We start from the raw sequence: 25,471 nt of genomic DNA, 5'->3' as shown, positions 1-25,471 counted from the left end.
CGGGCATCCGAGCGATGTCCGCGCCCTTCCCCCCGACATTGGAACGCGTCATGTCCAAGCTCACGCTCTCGCTTGCCGTCAACGATTACGACCACGTGCGCGACCTGCTCTCCGGCCGCGTCGCCGCCGAAGGTATCGAACTGGTGCCGTCGGTGCTGCCGGTCGAGGAGATTTTTTATCGCACCACCCACTTTCAGGAATGGGACCTCTCGGAGATGTCGCTGGCGAAATACACCGCACTGCGCTCGCAGGGTGACGATCGTCTGATCGGCTTACCGGTGTTTCCTTCGCGTGTGTTCCGGCTCTCGTCGCTGTATGTGCGCAGCGATGGCAGCGTGCGCTCACCGGCCGATCTGCGTGGCAAACGCGTGGGGGTGCCCGAGTGGGCGCAGACCGCTGCCGTCTATTCGCGCGGGTGGCTGGCCCACGAGCAAGGTGTCGCGCTGGAAGACATCGAGTGGGTGCAAGGCGGTGTGAATCAGGCGGGGCGGCGCGAAAAGGTGGACGTGCAACTGCCCGCCGGCGTGCGTTACCGGCCGTCGCCCGATCGCTCGCTCACCGCGCTGCTGCTCGACGGCGAGATCGACGCCATCCTCAGTGCGCGACCACCCGCTCCACCGCCCGGCCGGCAGGGTGAGGTCGTGCGTCTGTTCAAGGATTTTGCAGCGGAAGAGCGCGCCTATTTCGGCAAGACCGGCATCTTCCCGATCATGCATCTGATCGTGATGCGCCGTGAGGTGTTTGCCGCCAATCGCTGGATCGCGGGCAACTTGTTGAAGGCCTTCTCGCAGGCGAAAGACGCCAGCATTGCGCGGCTCGACGACATCACATGTTCGCACTTCCCGCTGCCGTGGATGAGCGAGCACGCCGCATCGGCGCGCGCCATGTTCGGTGCCGATCCATGGCCCTACGGCATTGCTGCCAATCGCACCACCCTCGACGCCTTCCTGCGCTTCGCCTTTGAACAAGGCGTATGCCATCGCCCGATGCAGGCCGACGACCTGTTTCCGGCAGAAATGCACGCCGCCGTCAGGGTCTGAAACACCCCTCCCATCGCCATTTTTTGTCGCAATTTTCGCTGAACATCATGATGCAAACCACCACGCCCTACACCCCAGCCGTCACCGAGCACGACGCACAATCCATCGCGCAACTGCTGGAAGACCTCGCTTCGGCCAACCATATCCTCGCGCATCACGAAGTGCTCGATGGCTTCGGTCACGTGAGCGCGCGCGATCCGCGCAACTCGCAGCATTTCCTCATCGCGCAGTCGATGGCGCCGGAGCTGGTCACGCCCGACGACATCCTCACCCTCGACTTCGATTGCCAGCCGGTCGACGGCGACACCCGCAAGCGCTATCTGGAAACGTGGATTCACAGCGAGATTTACCGCGCGCGCCCCGACGTCATGTCGATCGTGCACAGTCATGCGCCGTCGGTGATTCCGTTCGCGGCGTCGAGCGTACGTCTGCGCCCGGTGTATCACATGGCGGGTTTTCTCGGCAGCGGCTCGCCGGTGTTCGACATCCGCCATTGCTTCGGTTGCACCGACATGCTCGTGCGCAACAGCGATCAGGGCAAGGCGCTGGCCGACACGCTGGGCGAGTTCGACGTTGCCCTGATGCGCGGCCACGGCTTCGTGACGACCGGCCCGTCACTGCCCGCGTCGGTGTATCGCGCGATCTACACCTCGCTGAACGCCGACATGCAGTACAAGGCGGTCACGCTCGGCGGCGACGTGACCTATCTCGATGAAGAGGAAGGCAAGCGCTCGACGGCGACCAATCTCGGCGTGATGGAGCGGCCGTGGACGTTGTGGAAACGTCAGGTAGAAGCGTTCAGAAAGGATTAAGACGTTCGGGAGATGAAGCGAGTCAGCGTTTGCCGTGACCGAGCGCGTCCATGGCGGCCTGCGTGATGATCGGCCGCCACTCGCGCTTCTGATCCGCGCGCACGGCCTGCAAAGCCGTTGCGCCCAGACCGGCGAATGCGCTGGTGACGCGCACGATACGTTCGAGATCGAGCTTCGTCAGATCGATGCCCAGCGCGTCATAGAGAATCATGCCGATTTCGATCAGCGCCGGATCGCCGTCCGGCGCGTTGTCGGAAATCCGGTTAGAAAACGCCGACACGCCCGGCCAGTCGTACGTGAACTGCAAGGCATCGTCGACCAGCACGCGGTCCCGCTCGATGCCGACCGGAATCCCCTTCACTCGCTCGCGCAACTCGACCATGTGGTTACGCACCACGCCGACCGCCGCTTCGTAGATCGCCAGCTTGCTCGGAAAGTGATGCAGCAGCCCGGCCTTGGAGTAATTGACCGCGTCGGCAATCTGCTGGAGCGACGTCTGCTCGAACCCGTGGCGGGCAAACAGCCCCGCGGCGCGTTCAATGATATCGGCGTTGATTTCGGCTTTCGTCGGCTTGGGCATGCGATCAGGAACTCGAGGAACTCGGAAGCAATGGCGTGGGATAGACGGATTTTATAACTTTGGCGCACGCCCCAGCCGTTAGCGATGTGCCGACGCCGCACCTGCGACGAGGTCAGCCACTTCGCCCACGTGGTGTGTCACCGCCATTTTTCCGGCAGCGGACCACGCGTCGAACGAGGTCGTCCCGCTCACCATGCCGATAAAGCCCGTGCCCGCCCCCTCGGCCGCTTGCGCATCGACCGCGTGGTCGCCGACGTAGATCGCCTGCGCCGCCGCAAGTCCCAAATGCCCCAGCGCTTGCGTGATCCCCTCGGGGTCCGGTTTGTGCCGCTGCACGTCGTCGCCCCCGACGATCACGTCGACCTGCGAGCGCAGTCCGGCCCGCGTGAGAATCGCATCGATCCGGTGGCGGAACTTGGTCGAAACGATCGCGACCGCCAGCCCCTGCTCGCGCAGCGCCGCCAGCAAGCCGGGGACTTCCGGATAAATACGCGTCGATTGCACCATGATCTCGTCGGCGCGCGACACGAAATGCCGCACGAATGCCTCCGCGCGGGCGGCATCCTCATCCCCGCTCAGCGTGTGAAACATGACCGGCAGCGGCAGCCCTATCACGCCGCGAATCTGCGCTGGTGTCGCCGTCTCGCACTCGAGACGCGTCAGCGCGTATTGCGTGCATTCGACAATGGCCTCGGAGGAGTCGGCCAGCGTCAGATCGAAATCGAAAATCACAGCCCGGATAGCTTGCGTCGGCATACGTCGTGTCGTTGTCTTGAGGTGATGTGTCGTGATGCGGCGTGATAGGAATCACGGCATCAGTCGGATTTTTCGTGGTCGGCCGCGTCGAACCCTGCCGGGTCCCGTGTGGCCCATTGCCTCGCCCAGCCCAACAGCGGCTGTAGCGCCGTCTCCAGCCGTCGGCCCTCGTCGGTCATGCGATACCCGCCTTCGGCATGCTCGACCAGCCCCGTCGCCTTCAATTCCGTCAGCCGGGTATTGAGCAGGCGCGCATTCGTTTCGCACGCCTCTTGCAGCGCCCGAAACGTCATCGGCGCACCGCGCAGCTCCCACAGGATTCGCAACGCAGTGCGCCGTCCCAGCAAGTCCAGCACGACCATGATGGGTCGGCCCGACTTCGATCCGCGTACGGATTGTCCGATTTTTGGCGTCGTCATGCTTTACAAAGTAAAGCGTCATGCCTAAGCTGTCAATCGTTGCCACCCACGCGTCAATGCAGCGCTTGAAACTCTCGCCAGATCGAAGGATTCGTCTCGAACCCGATGCCGGGCGCCTGCGGCACGCCGGTATGCCCCTGCACCACTTGCAAGCCCTCGGCCAATCCGCAGAACGGTGCGAACGCGAACGGCGTGACCTCCGCGCCGCCCAGCCCGAGCGCCGCGCACAGGTGCAGCGAGAACAGATGACCGCCATGCGGCCAGAACGCGCTGCGCGCCCAGCCGGCCGCGGTCATCGTCTCGATAATCCGCAGATAGCCGGGCACGCCATAGCAATGCACGGGATCGAACACGAGCACGTCGCGGGCCGGGCTCAACCCGCCGTGGCGCACGAGCAGTCTTGCCTCAGCCTGCGAGAACAGCGCCTCGCCTGCGGCAATCGCACCGCCGTACGCCGCCGCAATGTCGGCCTGTGTCGCGAAGTCGAGCGGATCGCAAATGTCTTCGAACCAGAGCAGTCCATACCCGGCCAACGCGCGGGCGGCCGTGAGCCCCGCCGCAAGGTCGAACCGGTTCATCGCATCGATGGCCAGATGATTCACGCTCGCCAATGGACGCGCCGCCGCCTCGATGCGGCGCAGATCCTGATCCAGCGGGGCGCTGGCGATCTTGATCTTCGCGTGCGTAAAGCCGAGATCGACACAGCGCTTCATCTCGTCGGACAAGCGCGCCAGATCGTCGTGCGGGTATTGATAACCGCCGCCCGCATAGACAGCGACGCGGGGCGCGTGCGGCACTTCCCGGCCCAGCTTATCGGCGAGAAAGCGATACAGCGGCAAGTCCGCGATCTTGGCAGCAGCGTCCCAGATCGCCATGTCCAGCGTGCCCACGGCGACGCATCGCTCGCCGTGACCGCCGGGCTTCTCGCCAGTCATCATCACGTCCCAAGCGCGGAACGGGTCCAGATGGCTGCCGCTGTCGCCGGCAAGGTCACCGTCGCGGGCCGCCAACAGGCGCGGGGCAAATCGCTCGCGAATCAATCCACCCTGCCCGAAACGCCCGATGGAAGCATAGCCGTAGCCGGTCACCGGTTTGCCATCGCGTATTACGTCGGTCGTGACGGCGACCAGACTCGTCGTCAAACCGCCCGATGGGATAGCCGGGTCGGCGTAGCGGGAAACGGGGATGGTGTGTTCGCGAATCGCGGTGATGCGCATGGACAACCTCGTAGTGTCAGACAGCCGACGTGGCGGACGATGCCCCCGGGCATGCGCCTGCACCCGCCGTCTCGATTTGCCGTCAATACTAACGACGAACGCCAGAGCATGCAGACCAACGCCACGCCCGCCGCATCGTGAAGGTATGATTGAGCGCTTTCTCCGCTTGAAAGACGCCTTCACGGCGGCCATCGGCCCGATGCCGGCGCGACAAGGCGCACTCGTCTTTGACTTTTTTCCCGGCGCGCAGTGATGCGCCGGCTGGCTTGACCCGGAGTAGATGATGAAAAGGCTGTTCCAACTCGCTCACCCGTTTGCACTGGCGGGCGCCCTCCTTCTGCCGGCTTCGCGTGCCGCCCACGCCGAAGAGATTTCCGTCACCCAATGGGGCAGCAGCCTGTACGGCCTGCCCTACGCGGTGGCCATGGACGGCGGCCTGTTCAAGAAGGCGGGCGTCGACATCACCGGCATTCTCAGCTCGGGCGGCGGCGGCACTACCGTGCGCAACATCCTCGCGAGCAAGACCCCTTACGGTGAAGTTGCCGTGTCGGCCGCGCTCGCCGCAGCGCGCCAAGGGCTCGACATCGTGATCGTGAACGTCGGCACGCGCAGCGTCGCCGAGGCGTCGATGGTCACGATGCCGGACAGCGCCATCCACTCGCTGAACGACCTCGTCGGCAAGAAGGTAGCCATCACGTCGCCGAAGAGCGTGTCTGAAATGCTCTTCCTGATGGTGTTGCGCGAGAAAGGCATCGACGCCTCGAAGATCACGCGCGTGGCCTCGGGCGGCTACGTCAACGGCATGACCATGCTGGAACAGGGTGCAGTGGCGGGTGCCGTCGCAATCGAGCCGCTGTCGATCCTGCGCAAATCCCAATACCGAACGCTTTACCTTGCGGGCGACGTGCTCAAGCCGATGACAACCTCCGTGGGCATCACCACGCGCGCGTTCGCTCAATCGCACCCGGATACGCTGCGCGCGATCATCGCCGGCCGCCGTGCCGGGGTGGATGCCACGTATGCCAACCCGGCCGGCGCGGCAAAACTGCTCGCGGCGCAATTCAAACTCTCGCCGGACGTTGCGAAAGAGGCCGTCGACAACATGGTGCGTTCGCACATGTGGAGTCAGGGGCAATTCGACCGCGCGGAACTCGATCGTGTCGCCAGCGGGCTCAAGCTCATCGGCGAAATCAAAGACGATGTCGACTGGCCGAAGCTGATCGATTCGCGCTTCCTGCCGGCCGACATTCGCGCGAAGGGCCAGCTATGACTTCGCAGCACCCGGGCCCGCATCTGCATCTGGTGGAAGGTGCCGGGACACCGCACGCCAGCCATGAACCGCACGCCGTGCTGGAGGGCGTGACGAAAGACTTCGACACCCCCGGCGCAAAAACGGCCAGAAAGACGCGGATGCAGGCGCTCGGCCCCATCGATCTGACGCTGCGAAAGGGCGAGTTCTTTTCAGTCGTGGGGCCTTCCGGCTGCGGCAAATCGACGTTGCTCGAACTGATTGCCGGGCTGGCAAAACCGACCACCGGGACCGTGCATTTCGAGGGCCAGCCGGTGAATGGCGTGCCCGACGGTGTCGGCGTGGTGTTTCAGGAAGATGCGTCGTTTCCGTGGCTGACCGTGCGCGAGAACATCGGCTTCGGCCTGCGCATGGCGGGCATCGACGGTGCCGAGGTGGCACGCCGCGTCAGCTATGCACTCGGATTTATGGGGTTGCGCGACTTTGCGAATGCGTATCCCGCACAGCTCTCCGGCGGCATGCGCCAACGCATGTGCATTGCGCGCACGCTCGTCATTGCGCCGCGCCTGATTCTGCTCGACGAGCCGTTCGGCGCGTTGGATCAACAGACCCGCATGCTCATGGGCGACGAGTTACTCCGACTGTGGCGTGAAACGTCCGCCACCGTGCTGCTGATTACCCACGCGCTCGATGAGGCCGCCGTGCTGTCGGACCGCGTCGGCGTCATGTCGGCGCGCCCCGGGCGCTTTATCGACGTCATCGACACCGGCTGGGCGCCGCAACGCGATAGCCGCGTCGTGACCACACCACGTTTCGGTGAAATTACCGCACGCCTGTGGGAGACGCTGCGCGCCGAGTCGCTCAAGGCGATGCAGGACGGAGAGCACCCGCATACATCGTCATGATTCGCACTGAACGTCTCATCCGCGCCGGTATCGTCGTAGGGCTCGTACTGCTTGTCGAAGCGCTGTGCCGTACCGGCACCATCCCGGCATCCGTCATGATCGCCCCGAGCGCGATGGCGGCGCATGCCATCGACGTGCTGCGTGAGGGGCGCTTCACGCACGACATCCTCACGAGCTTCGCCAGCATCGCCGTCGCGTCGGTTTGCGCCGTGGGATTCGGCTTTGCCGCCGGGCTCGTCATTCACACATTGCCGGGCGTACGCCGCGCGCTGGAGCCGCTGATCGCCAGCTATTACGCGGTGCCGACGTTCGCGTTCTATCCCGTGTTCATCGTGCTGTTCGGCGTCGGCCCGTTGCCGATCATCGCCATCGCCTCATTGCTGGCCGTGGTCTCGATGATTACGGCGACGATGACCGGACTCGATCGCATCCCCCGCTCGTATTCAAAGACAGCCCGCGTGATGCGACTTTCGCGCTGGCAAGCCGTATGGCATGTGAAATTTCCAGCGGCCCTGCCCCATCTGTTCAGCGGCGTGCGCCTCGCGGTGTCGCACGCTTTCATTGGCGTGATCGCGTCCGAGTTCATCCTGTCGGGCTCGGGCATCGGCTACGCCATCAGCTACGCGTATAACAATTTTGAGAATGCCGACATGTACGCCCTGATGCTCACGGTGCTGGTCACGGTGACGTTGGTGAATGGCGTACTCAACCACGTCGATGCGCGCTTTCAGGCGCGCAGCCGCCGCTGATCGGCATCGATTCGTATGGACACGAAAAAACCCAACCCGCTTGGCACACTGGCCGTCCTGCTCGTCTTGATTGGCGCGTGGCAGACGGTGCACTGGCTCAACGGCGCCGCACTCAGCTCCCCCTCGGCCACGGTGCAAGGGCTCTGGCAGATGATGGGCACGGCGTCGTTCTGGGACGATGCGGCAGAGACGGGTCTCGCACTGCTCTACGCACTGGTGCTCGCCGTCGCGGGCGGCATTGCGTTAGGGCTGGGACTGGGGGCGAATCGTCTCGCCGGCAACGTGGCCGAGCCGATTCTCGTCAATTTGTATTCGCTGCCGAAGGTGACGTTGTACCCGCTGGTGCTGCTGATCTTCGGTCTGGGGCTCGCGGCCAAGGTGGCCTTCGGGGTGATGCACGGCCTGATCCCGATCCTCATCTTCACGATGAACGGCATCCGGCAGATCAAGCCCGTGTACTTTCGCGCGGCCCATGCGATGCATCTGTCACGCAGCCAGATTGCCCTGCGCGTCGTGCTGCCGGCCGTGCTGCCCGAAGTGCTATCGGGCGTGCGACTGGGGTTTTCGTTGACGCTGCTGGGTGTGCTGATCGGCGAGATGTTCGCCTCGCAGAAGGGGCTCGGCCATCAGCTATCGAACGCGATGAATCTGGGCAATATCGATACGATCATGGCCGTCGCGCTGTTTCTGATGCTGTTCGCGCTGGCGGGCAATGCGCTGCTCTCGGCATTGAGCCGGCGCTACCGCGCGCTCGGGACCTGAACGCCATCGTTCAACCGGCGATCCGACGGGCCGCCGCTTCGTATTCTTCCACCAGCCGCGCCATGACGTCGGCCGCACCGGGCAGATCGTCGATGAGTCCGGCCGACTGGCCTAGCTCCACCTTTCCCCAGTCGATGTCGCCATCGAGCGCCGCCTGCTTGAGCGAGCTGGATTTGAACAGGGCGTCGTAGGCGTCGGCGTCCGGTTCGTCACGGTCGGCTTGCAGCACACGCTCGGCAAAACGATTGCGCGTCATGCGCACCGGCAAGCCACGCACGCCGACGAGCGCCGTCGCGTCGATATCGGTATCGAGCACCGCACGCTTGTAGTTCTCGTGGACACCGGCTTCGCGGGTCGCCAGAAAGCGCGTTCCCAACTGCACGGCATCGGCACCAAGCGCCAGCAGCGCCGCCACACCATATCCATCGGCGACACCACCACCCGCCACGATCGGCAGGTCGAATGCCTGCACCGCGCGACGCACAGCCACCAGCGTGCTGACACCATTGGCGGGGGGATGCCCACCGGCCTCCGCGCCGACAACGACAAGCGCGTCGACCCCGGCATCCGCTGCCTTGCGCGCATGCGCCATCGTCGAAACCACGTGAATCCATCGCACGCCACGCGCGTGAAAACGCGCCAGATGTGCTTTCGGTCCCCCTTGCGAGGCGATGACCACCGGCACGCCCTCTTCTTCGATCACGTCGAGAAATAGCTCGGCTTGCGGACGATAGAGCGGAATATTGACGGCGAACGCACCGTCGGTGGCGGCTTTGACTTCACGCACAGTCGCACGAAACGCATCGAGGTACATCGGCCCGGCGGCAATCACCCCGAGACCACCGGCCTTCGATACCGCAGCGGGAAGCGCCGCATTTGACGAGGCCCAGCTCATCCCGGCCTGAATGATGGGATAGCGAATGTTCAGCAGGCGGGTGAGTCGGGTCTGAAGCATGGAGAGTCCCAAGAATTGCCGCGCGACAGCGCGTTGACGATGCTCGTCAATCTAAGGGACATATGAGACAAAGTCAAATAATTTACGGCGATTATTTTGATTAATCAATCCCCATTACCCGCCTCTTCTCGCTCTTGATCCAACATGATCCTCGCTTGATACGTGAGCTTATCAAGTATTTTCGGCAAGGCATCCCGTTCAGCGCGTGTGAGCACCGACAGCAGGCGATCGTTGAGCTCCTCTGCCACGGGAAAGACTTGTTTGACGAGATCGCGGCCATGCGCAGTGAGCGAGATCACCACGCCGCGCGCATCCGAGCTGTCGGCGCTGCGCTGAAGAATGCCACGGGCTTCGAGCGTCGTGACGGTGCGGCTCATCAACCCGCGGTCGAATTGCGCTTGCTCGGCGAGCCGGTTGAGCGACATGCCGGAGATGCTGTGCAGCAGCGCGATGGAGCGCCATTCATTCAACGTCAGACCGAAGTTTCGTTCGTAGACGCTCGACGATCCCTTCGTGTAGATGTTCGTCAGTTGACGCAACTGAAACGACGTGAGCTGCCGCAAGTCGGAAGGTGCTGCGCTCACCGGTTCGGGTGAGCCCGAAGGCTTGGGGTTTGACTTGGGCATGTGACGGGAGCGCCGGGATTGGGATGGCGTCATGCTATCGCCTCGCCAATGCCCGGTCAAACGCGCACCGGTGCGAGCACGAATGCAGGCACGGGTGCGCTCGATTTCACGTTACGCGCGGCCTGCACCGCCCGCGCCAGTCTTGGGCAACAACCGCGCGGGAATCCCTATCAGCAGCAAGAAGCCACCGAAGAGCACGATGCAGCCCGCCACCTGCAACCCCAATGCCAGATTGCCCGTGACCGATTTGATATAGCCGATGACGCTGGGCCCCACCAGCCCACCTAGCGCGCCGATGCTGCTCACCACGGCAATCCCGGCAGCGGCACTGGCTGGCGCGAGATACGTCGACGGAATGGTCCAGAACACCGACAGGCTCGACAAATGCCCCGCCGTGGCAATCGCCAGCAACAACACCGCCAGCACGAGGTTGTGCGACATATAAGGCATGACCATCAGGCTGATTGCTGCGCACATCAACGGCAACGCCGCGTGCCAGCGACGCTCGCGATGGCGGTCGGAATGACGGCTCACGATCAGCATCGCGACGATACCGACGACCGGTGGCAGTGCCGACAGCAGCCCGACGTGGAAGGTATCGCGCACGCCAGTGGCCTGAATCACCACCGGCGCAAAGAACGCAATGGTGCTGGCCAGCACATACGCGCAGAACGAGACGAGCCCCGCCACATAGACCCGCCAGTCGGCGAGTGCTGCCAGCGTGCCGCCCTTGCCGTGGCCGTGCGCGGCCTTCCCTGCTTTCTGCGCACGCTCCACGCTCAATGCCTGTGTGAGTCTCGCCTTCTCATCGGCCGTGAGCCATTTGGCCGATTCCGGGCGGTCTTCCAGACTGAAGAACACCACGATACCCAGCACAATGGCCGGCAACCCTTCGAGCAGAAACATCCACTGCCAGCCAGCGAGACCGTGTACTTCGTGAAACTGGCGCATGATCCAGCCCGAGGTCGGCGCGCCGATCATCGTGGCAATCGGAATGGCAACGAACGACAAGGCCGTCACGCGCGCCCGGCGCTCCGCCGGAAACCAGTAGCTCAGATACAGAATCAGGCCGGGGAAGAAGCCCGCCTCGGCCGCACCAAGCAGCATGCGCGCAACGTAGAACTCCATGGGCGTGCGCACGAACATCATCGCGCACGAGACCGCGCCCCACAGCGTCATGATGCGCAACAGCGTCTTGCGGGCGCCCATACGGGCGAGCATCAGATTACTCGGCACCTCGAACAGCAGGAAGCCGACAAAAAACAGCCCGGCGCCGATGCCGTAGACCAGATCGCTGAAATGCAGATCCGCTTTGAACTGAATCTGCGCGATGCCGATATTGGCGCGGTCGATGTAGTTGATGATGTAGCAAACGAACAGCAACGGCAGAATGCGCCACGCGATCTTGCGATACGTCGCCTCCTCCACACCCTGTATGTCCGGCACGGCGGCGTGCGCCGCGGCGGCGAACGGCTGTGAAGCCGTCGTCGTAGGTGAAGTCATGTCTCCTCCAGTATTGTTTTGATGAGCCGGTTCAGATGCTCTCTGGCATCAGGACAAACCGAACTCCCGTATGGCGTACTCGCGCAGTTTGTTTTTCTGCACTTTCGAGCTTCCCGTCATGCCGATGCCGTCGAACGAATCGACGAGGCGCAGGTAACGGGGTACCTTGAAATTGGCGGCGCGCGACTTGCACCATTCGATCAGCGCCTCGCTCGTGACCTCTGCGCCCGGGCGCAGCACAACGAACGCCGCAGGCACTTCGCCGAGCCGCGCGTCGGGCACGCCGACCACTTGCGCGAGTTGCACGGCGGGATGCGTGAACAGCGTCTCTTCCACTTCGGCCGGCGCGACGTTCTCACCCCCGACACGGAACACGTCCTTGAGCCGCCCGATCATGCGCAGACGCCCTTCGTCGTCGATGACGCCGAGATCGCCCGTGCGCAACCAGCCGTCGTCGCCCAGCGCCTGCGCGGTCTCCTTAGGCTTGTTGTAGTAGCCCTTCATCACGCCCCAACCGCGCACCTGAATCTCGCCCGGCGCGTTGGCAGCGGTGACCTCGCCGGTTTCCGCCGACACCGTGCGGATCTCGACACCCGGATGCGGGCTCGCCCAGCCGCCGACGCGCAGCGCCAGCGGATCGCGCCAGTCGTTGAGCACCACGTTGGGCGAGGCTTCCGACTGTCCGTAGGCGCCGACCATGTACGGCACGCCCATCACGTCGTGAATCTTCTGCATGATTTCAGGGCCTGCCGCCGCCCAGCCGCCGCGCAGATGAATGCGCTCGCGCCGGAATTCGGGGTGCCCCATCATCATCAGGAAAATCGTGTCGTTGCCCGACGTGAGCGTGCAACGCTCCTCATCGAGAATGGTCAGCACGCGCGCCACATCGAACGACGGCACCGACAGCAGACAGGCCCCGGTCACAAGCGAGACCAGCAGCGACATCGTGGTGCCCGCTACGTGGAAGAACGGGCGCACGCTGAAATACCGGTCGTCGGGCTGCACACCGATCCGCAGGGCCGATGCGGCGGCATTCATCAGCATGTTGCGATGGCGCAGCAGCACCCCCTTCGGGAACGACGTGGTGCCCGAGGTGTACTGAATCAGCAAGACGTCGTCAGGCGCCACCGCTGCGGCGCGGCGCGCGGCTTCGGCACGCAGCGACGGCGTATCGGGCAGCGCGTCGAAATGCTCGACACCGGCAGGCAGTTCACGCGCACTGCCCTTACCTGCGCCGACCATCACGGCGCGGCGCAACAACGGCAGCACATTGCCCGGCAACTGGCTGTCGAAGGCGGGCTCTACACCGCGCAGCAGTTGCGTGTAATCGATATTCAGGAACGTGTCGACGTAGAACAGCACGCGCACATCGCCCTGATTCAGGCAGTAATTCAGCTCGTCGGACTTGAAGCGCGTATTGACGGGCACCGCGACCGCGCCAATCGACGCCGCCGCGTAGAACAGCACCACCCAATCCACCGAGTTGCCCATCAGAATGCCCACGTGCTCGCCGTGGCCGATGCCCAGCCCGACCATGCGCGCAGCCGCCTGCGCCACACGTTGCGCGAGCGTGCGGTAATCGATGCGCTCGCCATCGATGACCAGCGCCTCAGCCGTGGGGGTCAGACGTGCCCGGTCGGCAAGCACGTTCGGCAACGTCACCGGCCCTTCCAATCCGAACTGGCGCGCATAAACCTCATGCCCTGCGCCGCTTTGGGGTTCATGCATGGCGGCCTCCCGTCTTTTCACCACCGCCATCGACGCTGCCGAAGCTCGCAATTTTCTTGCCCCAGTCCGGGCTTTGCAGCAGCGTGTCGATCGCCAGCAGTTCGATGGCCAGCGCGCCGGCCGCGTCCGTCTCGACACCCCGGTCGATGCAATCTTTGGTCAGATGCATGGCCAACGGCGGCGCCCCGGCAATCGCTTGCGCCATGCCGCGCACGCACTCAAGCGCCTCGTCGGCCGGCACCACGCGTGCCACCAGACCAGCTTCGCGCGCCTCTTGCGCGCCGAGCGTGCGCCCGGTGAATGCCATGTCCTTGGCGAGACGCTTGCCCACGGCACGCGGCATGCGCTGCGTCGCGCCCACCGTGCCCCACAGCGCCTCGGGGGTGCGGAATGCGGCGGCCTCGGTCGCGACGATGAAGTCGCAGGCCATGGCGATCTCGCCACCCGAGCCGATGGCCGGGCCCTCCACCAGTGCGATGCACGGCTTGCCGATCTGCTCGATGGCGTCATAGGCTGCAAACGCCTTGACGCGGCGCGCGCGCACCTCGTCCGGCCCCATCCCCTGACGTTCTTTCAAATCGGCGCCCGCGCAGAACACCGGTCCGTTAGCGCGCACGATCACGCAGTGCACCGTGGCATCGTCGCGCAGCGCCTGCACGCACGCGCGCAACTCGTCGCACATGGCGGCATTGAGCGCGTTGCGCTGCTGCGGCCGGTTAAGCACGATCTCGACAACAGCGTCGCTGCGCTCGACCTGCAATGTCTCCCAAACTTTCATACGTCTTGCATCCCTGTTCGCGCGTGGCGATAGTCAAACGAAATGGCGAATTCAGATCGCGCCGTCACGGCGCAGTCCCGCGATTTGCTCGGATGTGTAGCCAAGTCCGGCGAGCACCGGCTCGGTGTGCTCCCCCAGCAGCGGCGGGCGGCCGACTTCCGGATCGGCAAATCCATCGAATTTGAAGGGCACCGGCAGCGCGCCGAATTTGCCCACGGTCGGGTGATCGAACTCGCCCACCATGCCGCGCGCCAGCACGTGCGGGTCGGCCAGCACCTCGTCGACATGCTGAATCGGGCCAGCGGGCACACCGGCGGCGTCGCAGGCATCGCACAGTTCGCGGCGTGCTCGCCCTGCGATGACCTCACTCAGCGCCGCCATGACGCGTTCGCGATGCTCGACGCGACCCGCATTGGTCGCCAGCGTCGCATCGGCACCCAGTTCGTCCAACCCGAGCAGTTCGCACAACGGCAGCCAGTGCTGATCGCTGCAAGTGATATGCACGTAAGCCCCATCGCTGCACGCGAACGTTGCCGACGGCACACGTCCCGGGTGCTCGGTCCCCAGACGCGGCGGCACTTCGCCCAGCGCGAAGTAGCGACCGGCAGCCAGCGTGAGCAGACTCACCTGACCGTCGAGCATCGAGAAATCGACGTGACAGCCGGTGCCCGTCTGTGTGCGGCCTTGCAACGCACTCAGAATCGCAATCGCGATCCACAAACCCGACGACAGATCGGCAATCGGCAGCCCCGGCTTGACCGGGCCGCCACCGCGCTCGCCCGTCAGGCTCATCAGCCCGCCCATCGCCTGAAAGACGGTGTCGTAACCCTTGCGCTTCGCGTACGGGCCGGTTTGCCCGAAGCCGGTACACGAGACGTAGATCAGTTTGGGATGTGCGGCGCGCAGCGTTGCCTGATCGAGGCCATAGCGCGCCAGCGTGCCCACGGGAAAGTTCTCGAGCACGATGTCGGCACGCGCAGCGAGATCGCGGATGATCTGGCGTCCCGCCTCGGTCTTCATATTGGCCGTGACCGATTGCTTGCTGCGATTGCAGGCGAAGTAGTACGCCGACTCGTCGCCGACTTTCGGCTCGAAGGTTCGCGTCTCGTCGCCGCTACCCGGCTGTTCGATCTTGATGACCGTGGCCCCGAGCTCCGCCAGAATCATGTCGGCGAACGGGCAGGCCAGCACGCGCGCCAGTTCGAGAATGGTGACGCCCGCGAGCGGTTTCATCCGGCCGCTCATGACTGCTTCGGCGCCGGCTTGCGGAAGCTGCGCATCATCATGTTCGTGTCGAGCGAGACGTCAAACGCCTGCGTAAGCGGCAAGTCGACCACGCGATGGAACAGGCGCTTAGTCGCGGTCATTGCGACCGGGTCGTAATTGGCGAGTCGCGCGGCGAGCGCCACCGCGTCGTCCACCAGCGTGGCATCGGGGCTGACACGATTGGCAATGCCGAGCGCGATCGCACGCGACGCATCGACCGTATCGCCAGTCGACACCAGCTCGAAGGCCGTCTTGCGCCCCACCTGCCGCACCAGATTGGCCATCACGATGGCCGCCACGATGCCGTGCTTCAGTTCCGGATAACCGAGCTTGAGGCTCTCGCCGACAACCAACAGGTCGCACGCCAGCGCCAGCCCCGCACCGCCACCCATGGCATATCCCTGCGCTGCGCCGACGACCGGCGTGCCGATTTCGGTGAACGCGCGGTGCAACGAGGTCGTCAGGTGAGCACGCTTGAGCGCCGACTGCGCGGCGTCGGCATCGGTACCGCCCGCCACGAAGCCACCGAATTCCTTGACGTCGGCCCCCGCGCAGAAGCTCTGCCCGGCACCGGCGAGCACGATCGCACCCACTGCGGGGTTCTGGTCGGCGTCTCGCAACGCATCGAGCAAACCCTGCGTGAGTTCGTTATTCAGCGCGTTGCGCTTGTCGGGACGGTTCATGGTGATCACGCGCACGGCGCCGCGATCTTCTACTAGCAACGATTCGGGAAGGGTCATGGATCGGGACATCGGGTTCATCGACAGAAGGTCATTCAGGTATGGCGTCCAGCCTAATCCACTAAACGTGACTTAGTCAAACAAAATAATCAACCGACGATCTTGAATCGCCAAACAACGCCATAAAACAAAACGAACAAACAACCCAACACCGCCAACCGATTTATAAATTATTTGACATTGCATCACATTAGGTGATTTCATGCGTGCCATCAGAACCCGAATTGGCGCATCGCGCCAGCGAGACCATGTCCGACATCACCCTGTGCGAATGCTTTGCCCGAGACGGCCTGCAACATGAGAGCGAATTCGTTGCGACCGAAACGAAGCGTGCGTTGATCGATCAGTTTGCGAAGGCCGGCTTTCGCCGCGTGGAAGCCACGTCCTACTCCAACCCGGCGGTCGTCCCGCAGTTTGCCGACGCCAGCGCGCTGCTCGCGCAGTTGCCGCGTGTGGATGGGGTGCACTACAAGGCGACGTGCGCCAACACGCGCGCCGTCGAACGCGCATTGACCGATCTCGACGCTGGCTTCGGCGTGAACGAAATCAGTCTGCTGGTCTCTGCCAGCGATGCGCATTCCGAGCGCAACCTGAAGCAGTCGCGTGCCGACCAGTGGCAGCGCGTCGCCGAGATGGCTGCCGCTGCGCGCGGCCAGTTCCGGATGGTGGGCACGATCTCGGTCGCCTTCGGCTGCCCGTTCGAAGGGGCCATCGATCCGGCGCGCGTGATGGAAGACGTCGAGCGCTTTGCGGCACTCGGGGTGAAGTACGTCACGCTGGGCGACACGATCGGTGTGGCGACGCAGGCGTCGACGAAAGCGCTGTTCGCGCAGATGCTTGCGGCCTTCCCCGACGTGCACGCGATTGCCCACTTCCACGACACGCGCGGCACGGGCATCGTCAATTACCTCGCGGCGCTCGAGGCCGGGGTAACGCATTTCGACGTAGCGTTCGGCGGTGTCGGCGGCCACCCCGCGAAGGTGCAATACGGGGGCGGCGTCACCGGCAACGTCTGCACGGAAGACTTCGTCAACGTGCTCGAAACCATGGGCGTGGCAACCGGTATCGATCTGCACGCGATGATGGCCGCCTCGCAAGCCTGCGAGACAGCGCTTGGCCGGCAACTCGCCAGCCGCGTGGCGCGCACCGGTCTCAACCCACTGCTTTCCGTCGCCGCTGCGCAATGACACTGCCCGCCGCTACGCTGCGCATCGAGTCGCAGTTCTGCCTCGATCAGGGCTTTACGTTGGTCGAGGCGGACGACGGTCGCGTCGTTCTGACTTGCGACGTCCTCCCGCGACACACCAATCGCCATGGCAACGCCCACGGCGGTCTGATCGCCACGCTGCTCGACACCGCGATGGGCATGGCCACCCGGGCGAGCGGTGCGGTCGACAACCTTGGCACCGCGAACCTGACGATCAACTACCTTCGCCCCGCTCGCGGGCGCATCACGGCGCACGCGCAGGTGCGGCGCAGTGGCCGCACGCTCGCCTTTTGCGAGGCGCAGGTACTTGACGACGACGGTCAGTGGCTTGCCACGGCCAGCGCCGTTTTTGCCGTTGCGGTTCGTACCGCAACACCGAAGTAGCCCCCGCCTGACCCGCATCGCAATACGCCACACAACTAAAACATTCCGGAGACACCCTTCATGCCTTTCGCAACACGACGCCGCCTCGCGTACGCCGCGGCCTGCCTGTCACCCCTGATGCTCGCCCCTGTCAGCGCGCACGCCGATGTCACGCTTTACGGCCTGATCGACAATGCCGTTCGCTACGAGACGAATGCCAACGCCAGCGCCTCACGCCAGTTCGGTGTCGCGCAGGGCTCGTTCACGGGATCTCGTTTCGGCATCAAGGGCACGGAGCAGATCGCCCCGGATCTCGAATCGTTCTTCGTGCTGGAGAGCGGCTTCAATCTCGGCGACGGAACGTCGTTGCAAGGCACCAAGGCCGCCGGCTTCGGGCAGGACTCATCGAACGGCGCCGGCCGGATGTTCGGGCGGCAAGCGTTCGTCGGTTTGCGCGGCAGCTACGGCGCGCTGTCGATCGGACGGCAGTACAGCGTGGGCTATCAGGCCATGGGCGCTGCACAGATCTTCAACAACCCGAATCTCGACACGTTGATCGTGGCGAGCAACTACGTCGGCAGCCGGCTCGACAACACGGTGAAGTACACACTGGATGCAGGTGGTTTTTCGCTGGGCACGGCTTACACGTTCGGCAACGCGGCCGGCAACGGGCATGCGAATTCCGGCGTGGGCGTGACGGCCGGCTATACCGCGGGCAGCGTCAACGGCACGCTGCTCTACCAGCGCCTGACCTCGGCCGACGGCACGCAGTCACGCAACACGTACGGTTTTTCGACCGGTGCCGCGTTCGGCCAGTGGCGAGCGACGGCAGGCTATTTGCACAGCCTGTTGAGTGAAGTGGAAACGCGCAACGACGTGATGCTGCTCGGCCTGAGCTATAACCCCATCCCTGCGCTCACGCTGGGCGTGGGCGGCTTCGTCGACTGGCAGGCGCAGCCGGGCGGCAAGCGCACTGCCGTCTACGGCATGGCGGATTATCAGTTGAGCAAACGCACCGACGTGTATCTGGAAGTCGACCGCAACAACATCAGCGGCCGGTACACGCTCATTGCCTCGCAAGGCACCTACGGCAGCAAGGTAGGCGTCTCGCTCGGCATTCGTCATACGTTCTGACGGGTGAAGGAATACGACGGGACCGCTAGGCGGCGAGTGTTTCGTCCAGCTCGCGAATCGTCTGGAACAGCACGCGTGTCCCGTCGAGCAACTGCTCGGGTTCGATCCATTCCTCCGGGCAGTGACTGCGGCCGTTCAGGCACGGGATGAAGATCATGCCGATCGGGCCGGTCGGCGCCACGTAGACGGCGTCATGACCGGCACCGCTCGGCAGGCGCATCGACGGGTAGCCCAGACGCTGCGAGGCGCGCTCCACCGCGTCCATGACCACCGGCATGCAGTCGGTCGGCTTCGAGCGGCTCAACGGCGTGCTGGTGCACTTCACACGCAGCGCGACGAGATCCGCCGCCACCGTTTCGAGCACCTGCTCAGGGAACCCGGCCAGTACGTCGTCGTTGTCGCTGCGCACCTCGAGCACCAGTTCGACACTCCCCGGCACCGCGTTGGGCACGTTCGGCGTCATGGCGATGCGGCCCACGGTGGCCACCACGTAATGCGGATTGCCGCTCAACTCGCTCGCCAGTCGATGGGCAGCGTCGATGATGCGTGCGGCCCCGACGAGTGCATCGCAACGAATATCCATCGGGGTCGTGCCCGCATGATCCGGTCGGCCATGCACGACGAGTTGCACGCGGCGAATGCCGACGATGTTCGTCACCACACCAATCGGCAACCCGCGCGATTCCAGCACCGGCCCCTGTTCGATATGCAACTCCACGAACGCGGCCGTCTCGCCCGCACGGCGCAGCGGCTGCGATAGCCGGTCAGGGTCACCGCCCACGCGGCGCATGCCATCAGCCAGCGTCTCGCCCTCGGCATTGCGCGCGGCGAGCATCTCGGCAGACAGCACGCCCGAGAGCGCACGGCTGCCCACGCAGGAGATCCCGTAATCGCTCGGCTCTTCCGAAAGGAAGTCGATCACCTCGAACGGGTGCGCCAGCGTGATGCCTTGCTCCTTGAGCGTATGGGCAACTTCAATACCCGCCAGCACGCCGATGATGCCGTCGAAGCGCCCTCCGCCCACCACCGTGTCGCAATGCGAGCCGGTGACCAACGGCGCCTTCGAGGCATCGCGACCGGGCATGCGCCCGATCAGATTGCCCCCTTCGTCCTGATGCGCGTGAAGACCGGCCGCTTCCATCTCGCCACGCAGCCACGCGCGCGCTTCGAGAAACAGCGGCGAAAATGCGCGGCGCGTCCACGGCACATCCGGGCGCGTGAACTTGGCGAGCGTTTCCACGCGGTCCCAGAGTCGCTTTGCATTGAGCGGCGGCATAGGGACGATGGCGTCCTGATTCATTGTCGACATAGTTTCTTTTTCCCCGCCGTTCAACGCAGGCGCGGACGCAGGAACTGCCCGTCGCCCTGCTGATTGACAATGCCTTTCCCGTCGAACACCTGCTGCCCACGGCACCACGTCCCCGTTACACGCACGGTGAACTCGCGGTCTTCGAACGAACTCCAGCGCACGGCCGACAGGCTCGTCGACGGGTCGTAGGCGTAGCGTTCCGGACGAAGGATCACGACATCGGCGTCGGCCCCTACGTTGAACGTGCCTTTGCGGTCATCGAGCAGGAAGTGTTGCGCCGGGTTGCGGCACAGCTGCTTGACGACCATCGTGGGCGAAATGCCGTGTTCTTCGCAGCCGGTCCAGAACGCGGGCAACAACGTTTCCAGCCCCGGGCCGCCCGACGAATTGCGAAACACGTTGGGATTCTCCTTGCGCTCAAGCCCCCAGCTCACGTGATCGGACGACACGAACGTGCATTCGCCCGCAGCGATATGCGTCCAAAGCAGGTCGACTTCGGCCTTCGGGCGAATGGGCGGATAGTGCTTGGTCTTCGCGCCGAAGCGACGCGTGTGTTCTTCGTGATTGAGCATCAGGTACTGCACGCACGTCTCGATGCTCGCCTGATGACCGGCACGGCGATACATGTTGCAGATCTCAAAACCGCGCGAGGTCGACACGTGCACCGCGTGCGCACGCGCTCCCGTCTCGGCGCCGATCTCGTAGATCAATGCCGTCGCGAGGTTCTCGATCAGCGGCGGATGGGCACGCAGGAAGGCATCCCAGCCGGTATCGCCCGCCTCGATCAGGCGCGCGACGTTCTTGCGCGTGAGGTCCTGCATCTGGTTGTGCACGCCGCACACGATCCCCGACGGGGCAATGCGACGGAACGCTTCATACAACATGTCTTCCTCGACACGCGGAAACCGCCCCGGCGTCGCTTCGAACGTCGAGAACTTGAACGCGCACACACCGCCTTCGATCAGCCCGACCGCCGCATCGAGACCATGCGTGTCGTTGAGCGTGCCGAACAGCGCCACATCCACATGGCAATCGCGCTCCACTTCCGCAATCTTGGCGTCGAGTTGCGCACGCGAGGCCACCGGTTCCGGATCGTCGTAGGGCATGTCGACCATCACCGTCACGCCGCCGGCCGCCGCCGCGCGCGAGGCCATACCGAGCCCTTCCTGATCGCGCTGACTGCCCGAATGCACTTGGCCGTCGACCACGCCCGGCATCACCCACTGCCCGCGCGCATCGATCACTTCCTTTGCCGACGGTGCCGTGCCTTGGCCGCGTGCGGCGATCTTGCCATCGCGCACTGCAAGCCAGCCGTCCACCACGATTGCGTCGGCATCGACCAGATTGCCGCGCATCACCCAATCAAAATCGCTCATCGTTTGTCCGCGTTATTCCAGCGTGTTGAAAAGTTATGCGCCAGTGTAATGAGTGGTTCGGCCAAACGTCTTATGCTTAAATATGCGCACCAATTAACAAAAAGTTAAGGGTATGAAACTCAACCTGCGGCAGATCGAAGTCTTCCGGGCCATCATGCTGAGCGGATCGATCAGCGGGGCATCGAAGCTTCTGTTCGTGTCCCAACCGGCCGTCAGCCGCCTGATTTCCTATACCGAGCAACGGCTCGGCTTCACGCTTTTCGAGCGCATCAAGGGGCGGCTTTACCCGACGCCCGAGGCGCGCCGCCTCTTTACCGAGGTCACCACGCTGTATCAAAGCGTGCAGCGCGTGAACGAGGTGGCCGAGAATCTGGCGGAGAACCGCGACGGGCAACTGCGCCTGTCGTGCAGCCCCAGCCTTGGGCAGTCACTGCTGCCGCGTGCCATCGCCGCGTTTCGCCGCCGCTATCCCGAAGTGCGCGTCGTGCTGCAAACGCTGATCCCGAGTGTGATGCTGCAATCGCTGCTGAGTCAGCAGGTCGAGCTGGGCGTGGCATATATGCCGGTCGATCATCCGAGCCTCGCCACCATCCCGCTGTACGAGAACAAGATCGTCGCGGCCCTGCCCTCCGACCATCCGCTCAGCACCCGCGAGAGCGTGACGATGGCCGAGCTCGCCAAAGAACCGCTCATCGGCTACAGCCCCGATATTCCGTTCGGGATGCTGACGCGAAACATGTTCGGCGGCCCCGACCAGCAGCCCGAACCCGTGGTGGAAGTGCAACAGGCGCACGTGGCCTGTGCACTGGTGCAAGCCTCCGCCGGCGTGGCGCTGGTCGACGAAATGACCGTGAAGGGCCCGGTCTGGACCGACGTCGTGACGGTGCCGATCGTCGACACCGTCAATGTGCCGGTCAACGTGTTCCATCTTCAACTGGAGCCGATGTCGCGGCTCGCGCAGGAGTTCGTGCGTGTGCTGCGTGCCCTCGACGCCGGCTGGCGGCCGCGCCATACCGGCAACCCCAAGAAAAACGACGGGCACGAGCCCACCGATTGACGTCCCGCGCACCCTTAACATGAAGTTATATGGTGCGTATAAATGACGCGACGACATTATCCGGGTGCTTTCTCATAATCTCCTCGACGCAACGCGCTTTGGGCGTTGCCAATGAACGAGGAGAGCAATTCGGATGGGACGCGTATTGACGTTGAAGGATGTCGAAGCCGCCGTGCTGGGCGGTTCGGTGTTTGCGTGCGGTGGCGGCGGCTGGGCGGAACATGGCCGCCAGCTCGGCACGCTGGCCGTCACCCTTGGCCGCCCGGAACTGGTGACGATGGACGAAGTGCCGGACGACGCTTGGATTGCCACGGCTGCCGCCATCGGTGCCCCCGGCGGGCTCACCGACTGGGAGATGCTCGGCATCGACTACGTGAAGGCCGCGCAGCGCGTGCAGGACGCACTGGGTGAATCGCTGTACGGCCTCATCATCGGGCAGAACGGTATGTCGAGCACGCTCAACGCGTGGCTGCCCTCGGCCGTGCTCGGCACCAAGGTCATCGACGCCGTCGGCGACGTGCGTGCGCATCCGACCGGCGATATGGGGTCGCTGGGGCTGGCCAACTCGCCCGCCCCGATGATCCAGAGCGCCGTCGGCGGCAACCGCGCCAACAACGCCTATATCGAACTGACGGTGCACGGCGCCACGGCCAAAGTCTCGCCCGTGCTGCGCAAAGCCGCCGACATGGCGGGCGGCTTCATCGCCAGTTGCCGCAACCCGATTCGTGCCGAATACGTGCGCCGCCACGCGGCACTCGGTGGCATCAGCATGGCGCTCTCGCTGGGCGAGGCGATCCTCGCCGCGCAGCCCAAGGGCGGCGCCGCCGTGATCGACGCGATCTGCAAAGCGACGCGCGGCAGCCTCATCGGCACCGGCAAGGTCGCGCGCAACACGCTGGCCTACACGCAGGAAGCCTTCGACATCGGCACCGTCGAAATCGGCGAAGGCCCGAACCGGCGCGTCATTCACGTGATGAACGAGCACATGGCCGTCACCGACGCGCACGGCGAGCGCATTGCCTGCTACCCCGACGTCATCACCACCCTCGACACCGACGGCAACCCCGTGTCCGCCGGCAAGCTGCGCGAGGGCATGGAGGTCGTGATTCTGCACGTGCACAAGGGGGAGATTCCGCTCTCGTCGAGCGTGCGCGACCCGTCGGTCTACCCCGTGGTCGAGAAAGCACTCGGCATGAACTTCACCGATTACGCACTGGCGAGCTGAGGGCACCCGCATGAAACGAGAATTCCCGATTCCGCACGGCACCACCCTGCGCTGCAAAGGCTGGCGTCAGGAAGCGCTGCTGCGCCTGCTGGAAAACGTGCTCGCCGTGGGCGAAGATCCCGACAACCTGATCGTGTATGCGGCGATGGGCCGTGCCGCGCGCGACTGGCCGTCGCATGACGCCATGGTGCGGGCGCTGCTCACGCTTGAAGACGATCAGACGCTGATCGTGCAGTCGGGCAAGCCCATCGGCGTGCTGCAAACGCATGACCGCGCGCCGATCGTCATCATGGCCAATTGCAATATGGTCGGCCAATGGGCGCGTGCCGAGAACTTCTACCGCTGGGAGAAAGAAAACCTGATTTGCTGGGGCGGCCTCACCGCCGGTGACTGGCAATACATTGGCTCGCAAGGCGTGATTCAGGGTACTTACGAAATCTTCTCGCGCATCGCCGAGCGGCATTTCGACGGCGACCTGCACGGCCGTTTCATACTCACGGCGGGCATGGGGGGCATGGGCGGCGCACAACCGCTCGCGGGCCGCTTGGCCAACGCGGCCATCCTGACCGTCGAGATCAATCCCGAGCGCATCGAGAAGCGTATGAAAGCGGGCTACCTCGAATGCCGCGCCGATAATCTCGATCACGCCCTCACGCTGATTCGCGATGCGCAGGCACGACGCGCGCCGATCTCGGTCGGCTTGCTCGGTAACGCCGCCGACGTGTTCTCCGAAATCCTGGCGCGTGGCATCGTGCCCGACATCGTCACGGACCAGACGTCGGCACACGACCTCGTCTACGGCTATGTGCCGTCCGGCTACACGCTCGCGCAGGTGGCCGAATTGCGCAAGACCGACCCCGACACCCTCATGCGCGAGAGCCGCGCGTCCATCGTGCGCCACGTTACTGCCATGCTCGGCTTTCAGGACAAAGGCGCGGTGGTGTTCGACAACGGCAATCTGATTCGCACGCATGCCAAGGAAGGCGGCGTGGCCCGGGCCTTCGACATCCCCGTGTTCACTGAAGCGTTCCTGCGCCCGCTGTTCGCCCGTGGCATCGGGCCGTTCCGCTGGATTGCGCTGTCGGGCGACCCGGACGATATCCGCAAGATCGACGACTTCCTGCTCCTGCGCTTCGCCGACAACCAGATCGTCGCGAACTGGATTCGCCTCGCCCGCGAGTACGTGCCGTTCGAAGGCCTGCCCGCCCGCATCGGCTGGCTGGGGCACGGCGAGCGCACCGAGCTGGCGCTGGAGGTCAACCGGATGGTGCGGGACGGGGAATTGAGCGCACCGATCGCCTTCACGCGCGATCACCTCGATGCGGGCGCCATGGCGCATCCGAACATCATGACGGAGAACATGCGCGACGGCTCCGATGCCATCGCCGACTGGCCCCTGCTCAACGCCATGCTCAACTGCGCGTCGAGCGCCGATCTGGTCGCGATCCACTCGGGCGGCGGCGGATACAGCGGCTACATGACCAGTGCGGGCGTCACCGTCGTGGCCGATGGCACGCCACAGGCCGACGATCGCCTGCGTCTGTCGATGACCAACGACACGGCCAGCGGGGTGCTGCGCTATGCCGATGCCGGTTACGAAGAAGCGCTCGATGAAGTCGGATTGAAGGGCATCGGCCGCATCGATACCGCGTCGACACCGCAGCCATGACCACAACGGCGGACTGACGCGAACTCGCTAGCGGCCAGCACCCGCC

General features: G+C 64.4%; 25 protein-coding genes. 12 read left to right on the top strand and 13 right to left on the bottom strand.

What is annotated here, in order from left to right; translation table 11 throughout:
• Nucleotides 1-50: 50 nt before the first annotated feature.
• Both PIN31009_RS07845 and PIN31009_RS07840 read left to right on the top strand, forming a co-directional pair.
• A complete protein-coding gene (locus PIN31009_RS07845; protein WP_150789875.1) occupies nucleotides 51-1,040 on the top strand; it encodes a substrate-binding domain-containing protein in 990 nt (329 codons plus the stop codon).
• A gap of 47 nt (nucleotides 1,041-1,087) precedes the next feature.
• Nucleotides 1,088-1,852 (top strand): class II aldolase/adducin family protein, encoded by a 765-nt coding sequence (locus tag PIN31009_RS07840; protein ID WP_343039027.1) that lies wholly within the window; start codon nucleotides 1,088-1,090, stop codon nucleotides 1,850-1,852.
• Between the two features lie 22 nt (nucleotides 1,853-1,874).
• On the opposite strand, the gene PIN31009_RS07835 is transcribed toward PIN31009_RS07840, so the two are convergent.
• The 4 genes from PIN31009_RS07835 to PIN31009_RS07820 all read right to left on the bottom strand — a co-directional run bounded on the left by PIN31009_RS07835 (nucleotide 1,875) and on the right by PIN31009_RS07820 (nucleotide 4,824).
• On the bottom strand, nucleotides 1,875-2,432 hold the full coding sequence (locus PIN31009_RS07835; RefSeq protein WP_150789874.1) for a TetR/AcrR family transcriptional regulator: 558 nt from the start codon (nucleotides 2,430-2,432) through the stop codon (nucleotides 1,875-1,877).
• A gap of 78 nt (nucleotides 2,433-2,510) precedes the next feature.
• Nucleotides 2,511-3,188 carry an HAD family hydrolase gene (locus PIN31009_RS07830; RefSeq protein ID WP_150789873.1) on the bottom strand — a complete coding sequence of 226 codons (678 nt, stop codon included), beginning with the start codon at nucleotides 3,186-3,188 and terminating at the stop codon, nucleotides 2,511-2,513.
• 59 nt (nucleotides 3,189-3,247) lie between these two features.
• Nucleotides 3,248-3,550 (bottom strand): winged helix-turn-helix transcriptional regulator, encoded by a 303-nt coding sequence (locus PIN31009_RS07825; protein WP_246185553.1) that lies wholly within the window; start codon nucleotides 3,548-3,550, stop codon nucleotides 3,248-3,250.
• Nucleotides 3,551-3,660: 110 nt separating this feature from the next.
• Complete coding sequence (locus tag PIN31009_RS07820) at nucleotides 3,661-4,824, bottom strand: enolase C-terminal domain-like protein (protein WP_150789871.1); 1,164 nt, start codon at nucleotides 4,822-4,824, stop codon at nucleotides 3,661-3,663.
• Between the two features lie 283 nt (nucleotides 4,825-5,107).
• Between PIN31009_RS07820 and PIN31009_RS07815 the strand changes: the two genes are divergently transcribed.
• Genes PIN31009_RS07815 through PIN31009_RS07800 form a run of 4 tightly spaced genes read left to right on the top strand, consistent with a single transcriptional unit; the run spans nucleotide 5,108 to nucleotide 8,489 of the window.
• Entirely contained in the window at nucleotides 5,108-6,094 is a 987-nt protein-coding gene (locus PIN31009_RS07815) for an ABC transporter substrate-binding protein (RefSeq protein WP_246185552.1), read from the top strand.
• Complete coding sequence (locus PIN31009_RS07810) at nucleotides 6,091-6,978, top strand: ABC transporter ATP-binding protein (protein ID WP_217426771.1); 888 nt, start codon at nucleotides 6,091-6,093, stop codon at nucleotides 6,976-6,978. The genes PIN31009_RS07815 and PIN31009_RS07810 overlap by 4 nt, the downstream gene beginning before the upstream one ends.
• Nucleotides 6,975-7,727 carry an ABC transporter permease gene (locus PIN31009_RS07805; RefSeq protein ID WP_150789869.1) on the top strand — a complete coding sequence of 251 codons (753 nt, stop codon included), beginning with the start codon at nucleotides 6,975-6,977 and terminating at the stop codon, nucleotides 7,725-7,727. Before PIN31009_RS07810 ends, PIN31009_RS07805 begins: the two co-directional genes overlap by 4 nt.
• A gap of 15 nt (nucleotides 7,728-7,742) precedes the next feature.
• Complete coding sequence (locus PIN31009_RS07800) at nucleotides 7,743-8,489, top strand: ABC transporter permease (RefSeq protein ID WP_150789868.1); 747 nt, start codon at nucleotides 7,743-7,745, stop codon at nucleotides 8,487-8,489.
• A 10-nt stretch (nucleotides 8,490-8,499) separates the two neighbouring features.
• Here the strand turns inward: PIN31009_RS07800 and PIN31009_RS07795 are convergent, their stop codons facing one another.
• From PIN31009_RS07795 to PIN31009_RS07765, 7 genes are all read right to left on the bottom strand, one after another.
• A complete protein-coding gene (locus PIN31009_RS07795) occupies nucleotides 8,500-9,444 on the bottom strand; it encodes an NAD(P)H-dependent flavin oxidoreductase (protein ID WP_150789867.1) in 945 nt (314 codons plus the stop codon).
• A gap of 104 nt (nucleotides 9,445-9,548) precedes the next feature.
• Nucleotides 9,549-10,070 (bottom strand): MarR family winged helix-turn-helix transcriptional regulator, encoded by a 522-nt coding sequence (locus tag PIN31009_RS07790; RefSeq protein ID WP_174997032.1) that lies wholly within the window; start codon nucleotides 10,068-10,070, stop codon nucleotides 9,549-9,551.
• Between the two features lie 111 nt (nucleotides 10,071-10,181).
• On the bottom strand, nucleotides 10,182-11,573 hold the full coding sequence (locus PIN31009_RS07785) for an MFS transporter (protein ID WP_150789865.1): 1,392 nt from the start codon (nucleotides 11,571-11,573) through the stop codon (nucleotides 10,182-10,184).
• 48 nt (nucleotides 11,574-11,621) lie between these two features.
• Nucleotides 11,622-13,301, bottom strand: coding sequence for an AMP-binding protein (locus PIN31009_RS07780; protein WP_150789864.1), 1,680 nt, complete (start codon nucleotides 13,299-13,301; stop codon nucleotides 11,622-11,624).
• Nucleotides 13,294-14,079 carry an enoyl-CoA hydratase/isomerase family protein gene (locus tag PIN31009_RS07775; RefSeq protein ID WP_150789863.1) on the bottom strand — a complete coding sequence of 262 codons (786 nt, stop codon included), beginning with the start codon at nucleotides 14,077-14,079 and terminating at the stop codon, nucleotides 13,294-13,296. Before PIN31009_RS07775 ends, PIN31009_RS07780 begins: the two co-directional genes overlap by 8 nt.
• Before the next feature lie 51 nt (nucleotides 14,080-14,130).
• Nucleotides 14,131-15,324 (bottom strand): CaiB/BaiF CoA transferase family protein, encoded by a 1,194-nt coding sequence (locus PIN31009_RS07770; RefSeq protein ID WP_246185551.1) that lies wholly within the window; start codon nucleotides 15,322-15,324, stop codon nucleotides 14,131-14,133.
• On the bottom strand, nucleotides 15,321-16,085 hold the full coding sequence (locus PIN31009_RS07765) for an enoyl-CoA hydratase/isomerase family protein (RefSeq protein WP_150789862.1): 765 nt from the start codon (nucleotides 16,083-16,085) through the stop codon (nucleotides 15,321-15,323). The genes PIN31009_RS07770 and PIN31009_RS07765 overlap by 4 nt, the downstream gene beginning before the upstream one ends.
• A 206-nt stretch (nucleotides 16,086-16,291) precedes the next feature.
• Here PIN31009_RS07765 and PIN31009_RS07760 point away from each other — a divergent pair, with 206 nt between their 5' ends.
• From PIN31009_RS07760 to PIN31009_RS07750, 3 genes are read left to right on the top strand one after another with little or no spacing between them, the layout of a single operon-like run.
• Nucleotides 16,292-17,272: a hydroxymethylglutaryl-CoA lyase gene (locus tag PIN31009_RS07760; protein ID WP_246185550.1), complete on the top strand. Its 981-nt coding sequence runs from the start codon at nucleotides 16,292-16,294 to the stop codon at nucleotides 17,270-17,272.
• Complete coding sequence (locus PIN31009_RS07755) at nucleotides 17,269-17,676, top strand: PaaI family thioesterase (protein ID WP_150789861.1); 408 nt, start codon at nucleotides 17,269-17,271, stop codon at nucleotides 17,674-17,676. Before PIN31009_RS07760 ends, PIN31009_RS07755 begins: the two co-directional genes overlap by 4 nt.
• 60 nt (nucleotides 17,677-17,736) lie before the next feature.
• A complete protein-coding gene (locus PIN31009_RS07750; protein WP_150789860.1) occupies nucleotides 17,737-18,789 on the top strand; it encodes a porin in 1,053 nt (350 codons plus the stop codon).
• A 25-nt stretch (nucleotides 18,790-18,814) separates the two neighbouring features.
• Here PIN31009_RS07750 and PIN31009_RS07745 read toward each other — a convergent pair whose 3' ends face one another.
• The gene (locus PIN31009_RS07745) at nucleotides 18,815-20,098 is read right to left on the bottom strand and encodes a Zn-dependent hydrolase (protein ID WP_246185549.1); all 1,284 of its coding nucleotides are present in this window, start codon (nucleotides 20,096-20,098) and stop codon (nucleotides 18,815-18,817) included.
• 20 nt (nucleotides 20,099-20,118) lie between these two features.
• Nucleotides 20,119-21,474 carry a dihydroorotase gene (locus PIN31009_RS07740; RefSeq protein WP_150789859.1) on the bottom strand — a complete coding sequence of 452 codons (1,356 nt, stop codon included), beginning with the start codon at nucleotides 21,472-21,474 and terminating at the stop codon, nucleotides 20,119-20,121.
• Nucleotides 21,475-21,586: 112 nt separating this feature from the next.
• On the opposite strand from PIN31009_RS07740, the gene PIN31009_RS07735 reads away from it, so the two are divergent.
• The 3 genes from PIN31009_RS07735 to PIN31009_RS07725 all read left to right on the top strand — a co-directional run bounded on the left by PIN31009_RS07735 (nucleotide 21,587) and on the right by PIN31009_RS07725 (nucleotide 25,425).
• Nucleotides 21,587-22,531, top strand: a complete 945-nt coding sequence (locus tag PIN31009_RS07735; RefSeq protein ID WP_150789858.1) for a LysR family transcriptional regulator — start codon at nucleotides 21,587-21,589, stop codon at nucleotides 22,529-22,531.
• A 133-nt stretch (nucleotides 22,532-22,664) separates the two neighbouring features.
• Nucleotides 22,665-23,756, top strand: a complete 1,092-nt coding sequence (locus PIN31009_RS07730; protein ID WP_150789857.1) for a thiohydantoin desulfurase — start codon at nucleotides 22,665-22,667, stop codon at nucleotides 23,754-23,756.
• 10 nt (nucleotides 23,757-23,766) lie between these two features.
• The gene (locus PIN31009_RS07725; protein ID WP_150789856.1) at nucleotides 23,767-25,425 is read left to right on the top strand and encodes a thiourocanate hydratase; all 1,659 of its coding nucleotides are present in this window, start codon (nucleotides 23,767-23,769) and stop codon (nucleotides 25,423-25,425) included.
• The last annotated feature ends 46 nt before the right edge of the window (nucleotides 25,426-25,471 follow it).

The organism is Pandoraea iniqua (assembly GCF_902459685.1).
GTDB lineage: Bacteria > Pseudomonadota > Gammaproteobacteria > Burkholderiales > Burkholderiaceae > Pandoraea > Pandoraea iniqua.
The sequence above is the reverse complement of the archived record's forward strand: the minus strand, read 5'-3'. Positions and strand labels throughout refer to the sequence as shown.

Excerpts from the sequence above, each read along its gene's own strand:
- PIN31009_RS07845 (WP_150789875.1), top strand. The coding sequence starts at position 51 with ATGTCCAAGCTCACGCTCTCGCTTGCCGTCAACGATTACGACCACGTG.
- PIN31009_RS07840 (WP_343039027.1), top strand. The coding sequence starts at position 1,088 with ATGATGCAAACCACCACGCCCTACACCCCAGCCGTCACCGAGCACGAC.
- PIN31009_RS07835 (WP_150789874.1), bottom strand. The coding sequence starts at position 2,432 with ATGCCCAAGCCGACGAAAGCCGAAATCAACGCCGATATCATTGAACGC.
- PIN31009_RS07830 (WP_150789873.1), bottom strand. The coding sequence starts at position 3,188 with ATGCCGACGCAAGCTATCCGGGCTGTGATTTTCGATTTCGATCTGACG.
- PIN31009_RS07825 (WP_246185553.1), bottom strand. The coding sequence starts at position 3,550 with ATGGTCGTGCTGGACTTGCTGGGACGGCGCACTGCGTTGCGAATCCTG.
- PIN31009_RS07820 (WP_150789871.1), bottom strand. The coding sequence starts at position 4,824 with ATGCGCATCACCGCGATTCGCGAACACACCATCCCCGTTTCCCGCTAC.
- PIN31009_RS07815 (WP_246185552.1), top strand. The coding sequence starts at position 5,108 with ATGAAAAGGCTGTTCCAACTCGCTCACCCGTTTGCACTGGCGGGCGCC.
- PIN31009_RS07810 (WP_217426771.1), top strand. The coding sequence starts at position 6,091 with ATGACTTCGCAGCACCCGGGCCCGCATCTGCATCTGGTGGAAGGTGCC.
- PIN31009_RS07805 (WP_150789869.1), top strand. The coding sequence starts at position 6,975 with ATGATTCGCACTGAACGTCTCATCCGCGCCGGTATCGTCGTAGGGCTC.
- PIN31009_RS07800 (WP_150789868.1), top strand. The coding sequence starts at position 7,743 with ATGGACACGAAAAAACCCAACCCGCTTGGCACACTGGCCGTCCTGCTC.
- PIN31009_RS07795 (WP_150789867.1), bottom strand. The coding sequence starts at position 9,444 with ATGCTTCAGACCCGACTCACCCGCCTGCTGAACATTCGCTATCCCATC.
- PIN31009_RS07790 (WP_174997032.1), bottom strand. The coding sequence starts at position 10,070 with ATGCCCAAGTCAAACCCCAAGCCTTCGGGCTCACCCGAACCGGTGAGC.
- PIN31009_RS07785 (WP_150789865.1), bottom strand. The coding sequence starts at position 11,573 with ATGACTTCACCTACGACGACGGCTTCACAGCCGTTCGCCGCCGCGGCG.
- PIN31009_RS07780 (WP_150789864.1), bottom strand. The coding sequence starts at position 13,301 with ATGCATGAACCCCAAAGCGGCGCAGGGCATGAGGTTTATGCGCGCCAG.
- PIN31009_RS07775 (WP_150789863.1), bottom strand. The coding sequence starts at position 14,079 with ATGAAAGTTTGGGAGACATTGCAGGTCGAGCGCAGCGACGCTGTTGTC.
- PIN31009_RS07770 (WP_246185551.1), bottom strand. The coding sequence starts at position 15,324 with ATGAGCGGCCGGATGAAACCGCTCGCGGGCGTCACCATTCTCGAACTG.
- PIN31009_RS07765 (WP_150789862.1), bottom strand. The coding sequence starts at position 16,085 with ATGACCCTTCCCGAATCGTTGCTAGTAGAAGATCGCGGCGCCGTGCGC.
- PIN31009_RS07755 (WP_150789861.1), top strand. The coding sequence starts at position 17,269 with ATGACACTGCCCGCCGCTACGCTGCGCATCGAGTCGCAGTTCTGCCTC.
- PIN31009_RS07750 (WP_150789860.1), top strand. The coding sequence starts at position 17,737 with ATGCCTTTCGCAACACGACGCCGCCTCGCGTACGCCGCGGCCTGCCTG.
- PIN31009_RS07745 (WP_246185549.1), bottom strand. The coding sequence starts at position 20,098 with ATGTCGACAATGAATCAGGACGCCATCGTCCCTATGCCGCCGCTCAAT.
- PIN31009_RS07740 (WP_150789859.1), bottom strand. The coding sequence starts at position 21,474 with ATGAGCGATTTTGATTGGGTGATGCGCGGCAATCTGGTCGATGCCGAC.
- PIN31009_RS07735 (WP_150789858.1), top strand. The coding sequence starts at position 21,587 with ATGAAACTCAACCTGCGGCAGATCGAAGTCTTCCGGGCCATCATGCTG.
- PIN31009_RS07730 (WP_150789857.1), top strand. The coding sequence starts at position 22,665 with ATGGGACGCGTATTGACGTTGAAGGATGTCGAAGCCGCCGTGCTGGGC.
- PIN31009_RS07725 (WP_150789856.1), top strand. The coding sequence starts at position 23,767 with ATGAAACGAGAATTCCCGATTCCGCACGGCACCACCCTGCGCTGCAAA.